The 14,334-nt window shown below is 42.9% G+C and carries 6 protein-coding genes and 3 tRNA genes; all 9 read right to left on the reverse strand.

Annotation, left to right across the window (positions count from 1 at the left end):
* Positions 1-162 precede the first annotated feature (162 nt).
* Positions 163-3,795, reverse strand: coding sequence for a DNA-directed RNA polymerase subunit beta' (gene rpoC, locus ESZ50_RS06615; protein WP_148622989.1), 3,633 nt, complete (start codon positions 3,793-3,795; stop codon positions 163-165).
* A 153-nt stretch (positions 3,796-3,948) separates the two neighbouring features.
* On the reverse strand, positions 3,949-7,542 hold the full coding sequence (gene rpoB / locus ESZ50_RS06620; protein WP_148622786.1) for a DNA-directed RNA polymerase subunit beta: 3,594 nt from the start codon (positions 7,540-7,542) through the stop codon (positions 3,949-3,951).
* Positions 7,543-7,817: 275 nt separating this feature from the next.
* Positions 7,818-10,310 carry an ATP-dependent Clp protease ATP-binding subunit gene (locus ESZ50_RS06625; RefSeq protein ID WP_148622787.1) on the reverse strand — a complete coding sequence of 831 codons (2,493 nt, stop codon included), beginning with the start codon at positions 10,308-10,310 and terminating at the stop codon, positions 7,818-7,820.
* Between the two features lies 1 nt (position 10,311).
* Positions 10,312-10,788 carry a CtsR family transcriptional regulator gene (locus ESZ50_RS06630; RefSeq protein ID WP_148622788.1) on the reverse strand — a complete coding sequence of 159 codons (477 nt, stop codon included), beginning with the start codon at positions 10,786-10,788 and terminating at the stop codon, positions 10,312-10,314.
* Positions 10,789-10,939: 151 nt separating this feature from the next.
* Positions 10,940-11,013, reverse strand: a tRNA-Arg gene (locus ESZ50_RS06635).
* Positions 11,014-11,057: 44 nt separating this feature from the next.
* A tRNA-Thr gene (locus ESZ50_RS06640) sits at positions 11,058-11,130 on the reverse strand.
* A gap of 4 nt (positions 11,131-11,134) precedes the next feature.
* A tRNA-Leu gene (locus ESZ50_RS06645) sits at positions 11,135-11,216 on the reverse strand.
* Between the two features lie 134 nt (positions 11,217-11,350).
* On the reverse strand, positions 11,351-12,802 hold the full coding sequence (cls, locus tag ESZ50_RS06650) for a cardiolipin synthase (RefSeq protein ID WP_148622789.1): 1,452 nt from the start codon (positions 12,800-12,802) through the stop codon (positions 11,351-11,353).
* A gap of 237 nt (positions 12,803-13,039) precedes the next feature.
* On the reverse strand, positions 13,040-14,323 hold the full coding sequence (gene serS, locus ESZ50_RS06655; protein WP_148622790.1) for a serine--tRNA ligase: 1,284 nt from the start codon (positions 14,321-14,323) through the stop codon (positions 13,040-13,042).
* Positions 14,324-14,334: the final 11 nt, after the last annotated feature.

Raw genomic sequence — 14,334 nt, forward strand, 5'->3', positions numbered from 1 at the left:
AATCGGATGCTTTTGTTGAAAATTATACATGATTAAAGCGCTTTAGTTAAAAAATTAATTGATGATCTTGGTTCAAGTCTAATTTACCACGTTGGCAGCATAAAATTTTTCAAATAAAAAACACCCATAGCATCAAATGCTACAGGTGTTTCTTGATAAGTCTTACAAATTCATTGAACTTTCAATATCAGCAATTGATGGAATCTTTGTTCCTTCGTCAGCTGACGTTACAACGGGATCTGCAACAACTTTATCCATGATTTGTTGATATTCCTTCATACCAGTTCCGGCAGGAATCAACTTACCAATGATAACGTTCTCCTTCAATCCAACCAGTGGATCGTGCTTTCCACGAATTGCTGCATCAGTCAAGACACGAGTAGTCTCTTGGAACGATGCGGCTGATAGGAATGAAGATGTTTCAAGTGAGGCCTTTGTAATTCCAAGCAAAACTGGACGAGCAGTTGCTGGCAAATTACCAGCAAGCAAAGTCTTAGCATTAGCTTCACGGAATTCAGCAATATCCATCAAAGCACCTGGAAGTAATTCAGTTTCACCTGGATCCATCACACGCACCTTACGGAGCATTTGACGAGCCATTACTTCAATATGCTTATCTGAAATATCGATACCTTGCAAACGATAAACTTGTTGTACAGAACGTACGATATAGTTTTCAGTTGCCAAAGTATCACGAACTTGAATCAATTCCTTTGGATCAATTGAACCATCATTCAAAGCTTCACCACGGTGAATCTGCTCACCTTCACCAACTGTCATACGAGCAGCGATTGGCAAAGTATAAGTTCGCGTATCCGTCTCACCTTGAATAGTAACTTCCTTAGTACGATCGGCTGGATTTTCTTCGATTGCTGTAATCTCACCAGTAACCTCAGTAATATCAGCGCGACCCTTAGGGTTACGAGCTTCAAAGATTTCTTGAACACGAGGAAGTCCCATTGTGATATCGTTACCACCGGCAACTCCACCCGTGTGGAAGTTACGCATAGTCAATTGTGTTCCGGGCTCACCGATTGATTGTGCAGCAACTGTACCAACTGCTTCACCAACTTCGACAACATCACCAGTTGCCAAGTTACGACCGTAATCCATCACACAAACACCGTGCTCAGTGTTACAAGTAAATACTGAACGGATGTTAACTGTCTCGACACCGGCATTAACAATCGCCTTTGCCTTATCTTCATCGATCATTTCGTTATGAGCAACAATTACTTCACCGGTTTGTGGGTCAAGAACTGACTTTTGTGCATAACGACCAAGAATACGATCATAAAGCTTTTCAACGACTTCGTTACCGTTCATGATTGCAGAAACATCCAAACCACGATCAGTTCCACAGTCGATCTCACGAATGATAACATCTTGCGCAACGTCGACCAAACGACGAGTCAAGTAACCAGAATCGGCCGTCTTCAAGGCCGTATCAGTCATACCCTTACGAGCTCCGTGAGTTGAGAAGAACATTTCCAACACTGACAATCCTTCACGGAAGTTCGCGATGATTGGCAATTCCATGATCTTACCATTAGGTGCGGCCATCAAACCACGCATACCGGCAAGTTGGGTGAAGTTAGAGATATTACCACGCGCTCCTGAATCCGACATCATGAAGATATTGTTATCGGGCTCGAAGTGGCTAATCAATTCAGCAGTGATATCATCCTTGGCTTTGTTCCAAATATCAATAACACGCTCATAACGTTCAGCATCTGTAATCAATCCACGACGGAATTGCTTTGTAACCGTTGCAACTTGCTTGTGAGCTGCTTCAACGATTTCTGGCTTTTCCTTCAAGTCGGTAACATCAGACACACCAACCGTCAAACCTGACTTAGTTGACTCATCATAACCAAGATCTTTCATTCGATCTAGTAGCAATGATGTCTCAGTAACCTTATAGATCTTGTAGACAGCTGCAATGATATCTGACAAGTAACCCTTCTTGAATGGTGGCAAAATTGCTGTATCAGCGAAGTAACCCTTGATATCAGTACCAGGCTCCATAAAGAAGCGGTCATCAATCTCACGCAAGTTTGCTTCTGTTGGCTCATTCAAGTATGGGAAGTCAACTGGCAAAATATCATTAAAGAATAACTTACCAACCGTAGTTGTCATGATTCTTGAACGTTGCTCAGCTGTAAATGGCTTCTCTGCAGGGAATGAAGAAGTTTGAATTCCAATTCGTGTGTGCAAGTGCACATACTTGTTTTGGAAGGCAGTTCTTGCTTCATTGATATCCTTGAAGACCATTCCTTCACCTTCACGACCAACTTCTTCAGTCGTTAGGTAGTAATTACCGATAACCATGTCTTGTGAAGGCGCAACGATCGGCTTACCATCCTTAGGTGCCAAGATATGACCAGCGGCCAACATCAAAAGACGAGCTTCAGCTTGCGCTTCATCTGACAAAGGCAAGTGAATGGCCATTTGGTCACCATCGAAATCGGCGTTATATGCTTCTGTAACCAATGGGTGCAGACGCATTGCTTTACCTGAAACCAAAACCGGCTCAAAGGCTTGAATTCCCAAACGGTGCAAGGTAGGTGCGCGATTCAAAAGAACTGGGTGTTCCTTAATTACATCTTCCAAGACATCCATTACGTCATCGTCACGACGATCAATCTTACGCTTTGCGGCACGAATGTTACCAGCAAAATCACGTGCAACCAGCTCCTTCATGATAAATGGACGGAACAATTCCATTGCCATCTGACGAGGCAATCCCATTTGATTCATCTTCAAGAATGGTCCAACATCAATAACTGAACGACCAGAATAATCAACACGCTTTCCAAGCAAGTTCTGACGGAAACGTCCTTGCTTACCCTTTAGCATGTGTGACAAAGACTTTAGTGGACGGTTACCAGGACCGGTAACTGGACGACCACGACGACCATTGTCAACCAAAGCATCAACGGCTTCTTGCAGCATCCGCTTTTCGTTTTGCACGATAATTCCAGGTGCATTCAATTCCAACAAACGCTTCAAACGGTTGTTACGGTTGATAACACGACGATACAAATCATTCAAATCGGATGTGGCGAAACGACCACCTTCCAGTTGAACCATTGGACGCAAGTCAGGTGGAATAATTGGAATAACATCCATCACCATCCATGCTGGCTTGTTCCCAGACTTAACGAAAGCCTCAATAATATCCAAACGACGTACGGCACGAACACGCTTTTGACCAGTAGCTTCGCGGAGCTCAGCCTTCAGCTCGTCAACTTGCTTTTCCAAGTCAACGTTTGCCAACAAAGCTTTAACTGCTTCCGCTCCCATACCGGCCTCGAACTTTGAACCGTGCTCAGCCTTCAACTCGCGATATTCGCGCTCTGAAAGGAGTTGTTTCTCAACTAATGACAAACCAGCTTCAGGCTCAACGTAAGTTACGACGTAAGAAGCAAAATAGATAATCTCTTCAAGTGATCGTGGTGACATGTCCAAGACCAATCCCATACGTGATGGAATTCCCTTGAAGTACCAGATATGTGAAACTGGTGCAGCCAATTCGATGTGTCCCATCCGCTCACGGCGAACTTTAGCTGAAGTAACTTCAACTCCACAACGGTCACAAACAATCCCCTTATAACGGATCCGCTTGTACTTTCCACAAGCACATTCGTAATCCTTGGTAGGACCAAAGATACGTTCATCAAATAGTCCGTCCTTCTCAGGCTTTAAAGTACGGTAATTGATAGTCTCAGGCTTTTTAACTTCACCATAAGACCAAGAGCGAATCTTGTCTGGACTTGCTAGACCGATTTGCATGCTTTCAAACTTATTGACATCAATCAACGGCTTGACCCCTTTCGTTCTTCCTCTATGTTCAACCACTGACGCCTAAACGGGTGTTGATTAGCCATGATTCATTCCTGTCCAATCAACACCCGCCTAGGCGAGCGTGGTATTTACTACTTTTTATTAATCTTCAATCTTAATAACTGGTTCAGTTGAAGGCTTTGGCGTCTCATCTGAATTGTTAAATGATTCTGCTAGGCGTTCCGCACCGGCTTGAGCATTTTCAATATTTTCAACTGAATCATCCTCATCCATATCACGTAACTCGATTTCGCGTTCTTCAACATCAAGAACCTTCATATCTAATCCTAGCGCTTGTAGTTCCTTGACCAAAACACGGAATGATTCTGGCACTCCTGGCTTTGGAATTTGTTCACCCTTAACGATAGCCTCGTAGGTCTTTACACGTCCGACAACATCATCTGACTTATAAGTCAAAATTTCTTGCAAGGTATGTGCAGCTCCATAAGCTTCAAGGGCCCAAACTTCCATTTCACCGAAACGTTGTCCACCGAACTGAGCTTTACCACCCAAAGGTTGTTGTGTAACCAATGAGTAAGGTCCGATTGAACGGGCGTGAATCTTGTCATCAACCATGTGGGCTAGCTTCATATAGTGCATGATTCCAACCGCAACACGCTTGTCAAAGGCTTCACCAGTTCGACCATCATACAAAACAGACTTACCATCAGCTGGCAATCCGGCTTCGTTAATTGCTTCCCAGATATCAGTATCACGCGCCCCATCAAAGACAGGTGAAGCGATGTGAATACCAAGCTCACGAGCAGCCATTCCCAAATGCAATTCAAGCACTTGACCGATATTCATACGAGAAGGCACACCCATTGGTGACAACATAATGTCAATTGGCGTTCCATCAGGCATAAATGGCATGTCTTCTGAAGGTACAATCACTGAAACCGTACCCTTGTTACCATGACGACCGGCCATCTTATCACCAACTTGAATCTTACGACGTTGAGCGATATAGACACGAACCATCATGTTCACACCTGGTGACAATTCATCCCCGTTCTCACGAGTAAAGATCCGTACGTCTTGAACAACTCCGCCACCACCGTGTGGTACACGAAGTGAAGTATCACGAACTTCACGGGCCTTCTCACCAAAGATGGCATGTAGCAAACGCTCTTCAGCTGAAAGCTCAGTCACACCCTTAGGCGTAACTTTACCAACTAAGATGTCACCATCATCAACTTCAGCACCAATGCGGATAATTCCACGTTCATCCAAGTTCTTCAACTGATCTTCACCAGTATTTGGAATCTCACGAGTAAACTCTTCAGGGCCAAGTTTTGTATCACGCGCCTCAGTTTCGTATTCCTCAATATGAATTGAAGTATAAACATCTTCGCGGATCAAACGTTCATTAATGATAATGGCATCTTCGAAGTTATATCCTTGCCAAGTCATGAAGGCAACCAATGGGTTTTGACCCAAGGCCAATTCACCTTGTTCCATTGAAGGACCATCAGCCAAAACTTCATCAGCATCAACTTGATCCCCAACACTGACGATTGGACGTTGGTTATAATTCTTACCAGCATTTGAACGACGGAACTTCATTAGATTGTACTTATCTAGTGAACCATCCTCACGACGAACGCGAATTTGACGGCCATCAACATATTCAACTGTACCAGGATAGGCAGCGATAATTGCCACACCAGCATCATGGGCAGCCTTATATTCAATTCCCGTACCAATCAATGGTGCGTGTGGATCAATCAAAGGAACCGCTTGACGTTGCATGTTGGCTCCCATCAAGGCACGATTAGAATCATCGTTTTCCAAGAAAGGAATTGCAGCCGTGGCAACGGCAACCATTTGCTTAGGTGAAACATCCATGTAATCAACTTGATCAATTGTTACTTCGATGTTGTCATCACCCTTACGAGCCAAAACAGTCTCAGTAGCAAACGATCCGTCTTCATTTAACACAGAATTACCTTGCGCCACGATGTAGTTATCTTCTTCATCGGCAGTTAAGTAATCGATCTTATCAGTAACCTTATGAGTATCCCAATCAACACGTCGGTATGGTGTCTCAATGAAACCATACTTGTTAACGCGACCATATGTGGCCAATGAATTAATCAATCCAATATTAGGTCCTTCAGGTGTTTCGATTGGATCCATACGACCATAGTGTGTATAGTGAACGTCTCGGACTTCATATCCGGCACGGTCACGAGTCAAACCACCAGGTCCAAGGGCTGAAAGACGACGCTTATTAGTCAACTCACCCAATGGGTTGGTTTGATCCATGAACTGTGAAAGTTGTGATGAACCAAAGAATTCTTTAACAGCCGCCACGATTGGACGAATGTTAATCAATTGTTGTGGTGTCACAGTTTCAGCATCCTGAATTGACATCCGTTCGCGAACAACACGTTCCATCCGGCTCAAACCGATTCGGAAAGTATTTTGTAGTAATTCACCAACACGACGAATACGACGGTTACCCAAATGATCGATATCATCTGTTGAACCAAGTCCCAATTGTAGATTCAAGAAATAATTCAAACCTGCAATAATATCAGCCGGCTTAACCGTCCGAGTTGTTGCTGGAATATGACCATTACCAATTACTGGCAAAGTCTTCTCAGGATCTTCGGGGCTTTCAACCAAGATTGTTTGAAGCACCATTGGCTCTGTTACAACTGCTTGGTCGTTTGGTGTATATGTCATCGTCTTGAAGTCTTCGCGATCCAAGTATGGTGCCAAATCGCCCATGACCTTCTTATCAATCACAGTTCCCTTAGCAGCAATGACTTCACCAGTCTCAGGATCAGCCAATGTCTCGCCCAAAGTCAAACCAAGCAAACGCGTCTTCAACGACAACTTCTTGTTGATCTTATAACGACCAACTGGTGCCAAATCGTAACGCTTTGGATCGAAGAAACGTGCCGTCAACAAGGCACGTGATGAATCCGCCGTCTTAGGTTCTCCTGGACGCAGACGCTCATAAATATCCTTCAAGGCTTCTTCTGTTCGTGAATCAGTTGGATCCTTATGAACATCCTTTTCCAAAGTTAGCATCAATGAGTCATAGTTCTCACCCAAGATTTGCAATACTTCTGAATCAGATTCGTAACCCAAGGCACGAACAAGTTCCGTTACAGGAAGCTTACGCGTACGATCAATTCGTACGTAGCTTAGGCCTTTAGCATCCGTTTCGAATTCTAGCCAAGCTCCCCGATTAGGAATAAAAGTTGTTCCATATGAAGGGCGACCATTCTTATCTAGTTCTTCACTGTAGTAAACCCCTGGTGAACGAACAAGTTGTGAAACAATTACTCGTTCCGCTCCATTAATAATGAAGGTTCCTGATGGTGTCATTAATGGGAAATCGCCAAAAAAGACATCTTGAGACTTGATTTCACCAGTTTCCTGGTTCGTCAAGCGCAAAGTAACGTGCAATGGTGCTGAGAAGTTAGCATCGTGATTCCGCGCTTCTTCAACACTGTACTTAGGCTCTTGCAACTTATAGTCAACAAATTCTAAAGATAACTTCCCCTGGAAATCTTCAATTGGCAAGATGTCCATGAACACCTCACGCAATCCTTCATCCAAAAAGCCATTGTATGAGTCCGTTTGGATCTCAATCAAATTAGGCAAATCAAGGACTTCCTTGATGCGTGCATAACTGCGACGAGTACGGTGCTTACCGTATTTAACTAGCGTACCTACCAAGTTTTCCACCTCACTTTGATTTGGCGCAAACTGTGCATCCCGATATATTACAATTCTCTAACAATTACGTTACAAAGCACTATAATTACCGGTTTTTACGTGCAAAAAAGACAACAGCACTTCCTTGAAGAAAATCCCGTCGTCCTTCTATGCAGGCTTTCAGGGACAATATTTCCTGTCTGCCGTTGTCTTATACACAATTAAACTAATTTCCAGTATATTATAAAAACCCGTGATAAGCAAGTGTTTTTCACTTTAATATCACGGATCATCTATTAATCTACTCCGACGCCGCTAGCCGCCTTAGTAACTTTTGGTTTTACCGAAACTGTAATCTCGCCACCCTTGGCTCCAATGGTCACGACATCGTTAGTCGTAATCTTACCTTCAAGTAATTCCTCACTCAAGCGATCTTCAATCTTAGTCTGCAAAGCACGTCGAATTGGTCGTGCTCCGTATTCTGGATCGAAACCAGCCTCTGCCACGACATCAATTGCTGCTGCCGTGATCTTTACAGTAAAGCCTTGATCACCAATCCGGCTCAAAACTGCCTTCGCCATCAACTTTACAATTTGATGCAATTCCGGCTTTGTCAAACTACGGAAGACCACAATCTCATCAATTCGGTTAATGAACTCAGGGCGGAAAGTATCCTTCAATGTTTTGCGAACAACCGAGTTCATTGCATCATAATTATCAGCATTATTACTTGCACCGAATCCAACAGACTTTTCATCGCGTAAGCGCGTTGCACCCAAGTTAGAAGTCATAATGATAATCGTATTCCGAAAATCAATCTTGCGTCCTTTAGCATCTGTTAGATAACCATCATCGAAAACTTGTAACAGTAAATTGAATACATCTGGATGAGCTTTTTCAGCTTCATCCAGCAAAATTACTGAGTACGGATTACGGCGGACCTTTTCTGTTAATTGACCACCTTCATCGTAACCAACGTAGCCCGGCGCTGATCCAATTAAACGACTTGTCGAATATGATTCCATAAACTCTGACATATCAACTCGAATCATGTTCTCTTCAGAACCAAAGACTGATTCCGCCAGTGCCTTTGCTAACTCCGTCTTTCCAACTCCAGTTGGTCCAAGGAACATAAACGTTCCAATTGGTCGCTTAGGGTCTTTCAATCCTGACCGTGCTCGTCGAATTGAGCGCGCAATTGCCGAGATTGCTTCTTCTTGACCAACAACTCGCTTGTGCAAAGTATCTTCTAGCTTCAACAAACGTTCTTGTTCATTCTTTTCAAGTTGCGTTAGCGGGATTCCTGTCTGTTCTGCCACCACTTCATCAATATCTTGTGGCGTAACTGATAGTTCGTAAGTCATCGTACTATCGGCTTGTTCCGCTTGATCTGCTAGATACTTATCAAGCTTCTTCTTTTGACTCAATTCCTTCTTGCGTAATTGCGCCGCCAGCTCAAAATCAAGTTGCTCAATCGCAGCATCCTTTTCAGCACGCAAACTAGCCAATTTTTCTTCTAACTTTCCAATTGGCGTCGGCTTACCAGACTTATCAATACGGATTCGTGCAGCAGTCTCATCCATGATATCAATTGCCTTATCTGGCAAGAAACGATCTGTGATATAGCGCACTGATAATTTAACTGCTTCAACAACTGCCTCGTCTGTAATCGCAACATGGTGATGTTGTTCATAGCGCCCTTTTAGACCCTTTAGAATTTCAATTGCATCGGCCTCGTTCGGTTCATCAACTTGCACTTGGGCAAAACGACGCTCTAAAGCTGCATCAGTTTCGATATACTTTTGATACTCGTCCAAGGTTGTTGCACCGATTGTTTGCAATTCACCACGTGCCAAGGCTGGCTTTAGAATATTCGATGCATCAATTGCACCTTCCGCACCACCAGCACCAATCAAGGTATGCAATTCATCGATGAACAAAATTACATTTCCATCATTATAAATTTCATCGATCACCTTTTTCAAACGATCTTCAAATTCACCACGATACTTAGTCCCAGCCACCAATGAACCCATGTCCAACATCATTAGTCGCTTTTGGGTTAAGTCTGCTGGAACATCACCAGCAACAATCTTTTGCGCCAAGCCTTCAGCAATTGCAGTTTTACCAACACCTGGCTCACCAATCAAAACTGGATTATTCTTTGTCCGTCGTGACAAAATCTGAATAACCCGCTTCACTTCCGCTGAGCGTCCAATCACTGGATCCATTCTTTGCTCACGAGCCTGTTGCGTTAAGTCGCGAGCCAAACTATCCAAGGTTGGTGTTCCTTCAACATTATCCTGCTTCTTACTACGACGATCTTCTTTACGTCGCTGTTGCTCACTGATTCCCAATTTGCGCATAATGCGCACACGGACATCACGTGGATTTACATCCAAGGCATTCAAGATTCGACCCGCAAGAATATTTTCATCATTCAACAATGCCATCAAGATATGCTCAGTTCCTACAGATGATACTTGCATCCGGCGTGCTTCCTCACTGGCATTATTCAACACTTCGGCGGCCTTTGGTGAATATGGCAGATAAGCTGAACGTTCGCTTCGCGATAAGGTTCCAAAACCGGTAAAGCGAATAATCTCATCTCGAATTGCTTCGGCAGTCAAATTAAACTCTGCCAATGTCTTACTTGCAATTCCGTCATTCTCCATCATCAATGCACTTAGCAAATGCTCCGTGCCAACCGCTTGATGTTGGAAATACTTCGCTTGCTCCTGTGCTAACATCAAAACATTTTTTCCACTTGGGGTGTATTGGTTATCCATATTATTCTCCTTCATGCTCTAGGCGGAGTCGATGTAAAAGTTGCCGCATAATCTGACTGCGCAATTGGTTTTCAATCGTCAAATTCCCCAGCATTAGTGATTCACGTGCAACCATCGCTGACAATAGCACTGCTTCACGCTGTGATAGCAACTTTTCTCGATATAGGGTTTCTAAAATATCATTGGCCATCCGCTCGGTCAGCGTGACATCGAAGCAATTTAACATTTGCTCCAGCACAAGTACATCCTGCCGAACGCTAAAGCGTCCAATCCGGATATACCCGCCACCGCCACGCTTTGATTCAACTAAATAACCCTTTTGAATCGTGAAACGGGTCTTAATTACATAATTTATCTGCGAAGGTACCACATTAAAGCGCTCCGCAATCTCCGTCCGACGAATTTCAATTTGCTGGTTCGAAGCTAAGATTTGCTTCAAATACGCCTCAATGTCATCGGACATGTTCTTTTCTGCCATCAGAGTACCCCCTTTGACCAATGTTGACTTAATTATATAGATATTGTCCAAACTTGCCAACATTTTGCCCGAATAACTTTTATTTCAAGTTTTCTAAAAAATAGGACAAAAAATGCCATTAAGCATTAAGCTTAATAGCATTTCTATAAGATGCACCTAGCAGGACTCGAACCTGCAACCTTCTGATTCGTAGTCAGACACTCTATCCAATTGCGCTATAGGTGCATATTTAATTCTGATTGTTAAGATTATAAAACCTTATCAACCAATGCCGTTTACTGGATTCGAACCAGCGACCCCTTCATTACTAGTGAAGTGCTCTGCCAACTGAGCTAAAACGGCATCATGCAGATGACAGGAATCGAACCTGCACGCCCGAAGGCACTGGAACCTAAATCCAGCGCGTCTGCCAGTTCCGCCACATCTGCATCTATTTCTAAACGTTTCCGTCTGAAACAACTTTTTTATAATATCAAGTACAGCCCACACTGTCAACACTTTTAATAGAAAATCTTTCGTGACTACATGATTAAAGCTAAATTTCCTAAATAATTCGCCCAACCTACATAATTGGAGCCAACAACCGCGAGAAATTCTGTTTAATTTTCATCCAGCTTGATTGGTTATCAAAGTACTCTTTTGTTAACAAGGTCGACACTTCCAGATCCTGCGCAAAAATCGCTTCGAGTTGTTCCGCAATCTTTAGGTCATACATAAAGGAACTAACCTCAAAATTCAATGTGAATGATCGGAAATCCATATTAGCCGTTCCAACGGCCGCAATCTTACCATCTATTACCATCGTCTTCGCATGAATGAAGCCATTATCATATGTGTAGACTTCGGCTCCCACTTCGACCATCTCGCGGGCAAAATGCTGGGTTGCTCGATAGACAAAGGCGTGATCTGGCATATCCGGAATCATTATCTGAACCTTGATACCAGAGCGCACTGCCACTCTCAGCGCATCAATAATTGATTGATTTGGAATAAAGTAAGGCGATTGAATAACAATTCGCTCACGCGCCATACTAATCATACGAAGATAACCCTCAAAGATCTGATTATCTTCCGTATCAGGACCTGATGAAACAATCTGCATTGCACTAGCACCGTTTTTAGTTGCACTTGGAAAGAACTCACTACTGAAATTAAGCTTCTCGTGGCGAATTGTCGCATTCCAATCCATAAAGAAACGACTTTGCATTGCCAAAACGGCATCCCCTTCAACTCGTAGGTGCGTATCACGCCAGTAACCAAATTTCTTGCTGTTACCCAAATATTGATCGCCAATGTTAAAGCCGCCAATATAGCCAATGTTTCCGTCGATAATAACTAACTTACGATGATCATGATTGTTCACATTCAACGAAATTAATTGCCATCTTGGAATCAAAAAGGCCTCTACCTGCCCACCAGCGTGTCGCAAACGACGATAGAGCTTATTATTTCGACCACCTGATCCACTCAAATCGTAAACCACTCGTACTTGGACACCTTCTCGTGCCTTAATTGTCAATAAATCAACTAATTCATTCCCCAATTTGTCATCATAAATTGTGTAATATTCAATATTAATATGATGTTTGGCAGCTCGAATATCATCAAATAAACGCGCAAATTTTTCATGCCCATCGGTAAATATCTCGACTTCATTATGCAAAGTCACAATTGCCTCATCATTATTCAAGAAGAGTTTTACGAATGGTGCAATGTCATCGGTCAGCTCATTGCCATTTTCATATTCTTCAGCTTGGCGTGCCTGATTACTAACAATCTGTTCAATTCCAAAGGCCTCTTGAGTCTTCAAATCAAAGATGCGTCGGTTTGTCAGCTTTCGTCCAAAAAAGAAATAGACCGCGAAACCGATTACCGGAAATAGAATTAATACTAATAACCACGCCCAAACCGTTGCAATCTCACGCGTCTTGTCACGAAAAACCGTAACAACTGCCCCAATTGTATTAACAACCACTAATACAATCAAGAATCCCCAAAATAGATGTAACGACATATTCAAATTCCCCCATGTTTGTCACCCGCGAGCAACTTCATAAAATCAATTCTAGCAGGCAACCCGCCGTTCTGGCAATAACACTATCTAGTGAATAGCTATTTTTGCGCATACCTTAACCTTATAAAAAAATGAATATCGTATTGGTTATTAATTAATCAATTTGAAAAATCATTTCCTCGTCACATGGTCCAAAATAAAAAGTCATCAGCTTAAACTGATGACTTTCTCATAAAACTATATTGTATCTTCCGGAACAATCTTGTCTGCTCCAAAATATGATCGTAGCACTTCTGGAATCGTAACGGTTCCATCTTCATTTTGATAATTTTCCAAAATTGCAGCAACCGTCCGACCAACAGCCAGACCTGAGCCATTCAATGTATGGATAAATTGAAGCTTACCTGCATCATCACGATATTGAATCCGTGCGCGGCGCGCTTGGAAACTTTCAGTATTTGAAACTGATGAAATCTCGCGATAGATATTTTGCTCTGGCATCCAAACTTCAAGATCATACGTCTTTGCTGCGGAGAAGCCCATATCTCCTGTCGACAATGTAATCACATGATATGGCAAATTCAATTTTTGCAAAATATTCTCAGCATTCGCCGTCATCTCTTCCAACGCTGCATAAGATTGCTCTGGCTTAGTAAACTTAACCATTTCAACCTTATTAAATTGGTGCATCCGAATCAATCCACGTGTGTCACGTCCTGCTGATCCGGCTTCTTGACGGAACGAAGGTGAAATCGCCGTAACCGAATAAGGCAACTTATCAGCATCAATCACTTCTTCACGGAAGTAATTAGTCAATGGTACCTCTGCTGTTGGAATTAAAGTCATCGCTTCATCAGTTCCAACACGATAAGCATCGTCCATGAACTTTGGATATTGGCCAGTCCCAAACATTGCCGCGTCCTTAACCATATATGGTGTGATCATTTCCTTATAACCTTCTTTTTGATGCTCATCGAGCATAAAGTTATAAACGGCCCGTTCTAGGCGAGCACCTTGACCAACATAATAAACAAAACGAGCACCAGCAACCTTTGCACCGCGTTCCCAATCCAAAATCCCTAATGCTTCACCAATTTCATAATGAGCTTTAGGTTGAAAGGCAAAGGCAGGTACGTCACCCCATGTACGTTCCTCATGGTTTGAAGCCTCATCCGGTCCAACTGGAATTGAGGGATTTGGAAGATTGGGCAAATGCAATTGTAAGTCCAACAGATCAGTATCAATCTTGGCAACCGCCTCATCCAACTTTTTAATCTCTGCTGAAACAGCCTGCATTTGTGCAATCACGTCCGTTGCATCTTCTTTTGCACGCTTTTTAAGTCCAATTTCATCAGAAACTTGGTTTCTTTTAGCCTTCAATTCTTCAACTGTAACCAACTGTTCGCGTCGCTTAACATCAAGGTCAACAATCGCATCAATCTTCTCTGCTGCCACACCACGTCCTGCTAGACGTTCCTTCACTGATTCAGTCTCAGTTCGGATTAATTTCATATCAATCATATTGCACTCTC

This window comes from Weissella muntiaci, assembly GCF_008107635.1.
GTDB classification, from domain to species: domain Bacteria; phylum Bacillota; class Bacilli; order Lactobacillales; family Lactobacillaceae; genus Weissella; species Weissella muntiaci.

Bases quoted from the DNA above. Each gene is read 5' to 3' on its own strand.
- ESZ50_RS06630 (WP_148622788.1), bottom strand. From the start codon at position 10,788: ATGGCAGAAAAGAACATGTCCGATGACATTGAGGCGTATTTGAAGCAA.
- cls (WP_148622789.1), bottom strand. From the start codon at position 12,802: ATGTCGTTACATCTATTTTGGGGATTCTTGATTGTATTAGTGGTTGTT.
- serS (WP_148622790.1), bottom strand. From the start codon at position 14,323: ATGATTGATATGAAATTAATCCGAACTGAGACTGAATCAGTGAAGGAA.
- ESZ50_RS06625 (WP_148622787.1), bottom strand. From the start codon at position 10,310: ATGGATAACCAATACACCCCAAGTGGAAAAAATGTTTTGATGTTAGCA.
- rpoC (WP_148622989.1), bottom strand. From the start codon at position 3,795: ATGCAAATCGGTCTAGCAAGTCCAGACAAGATTCGCTCTTGGTCTTAT.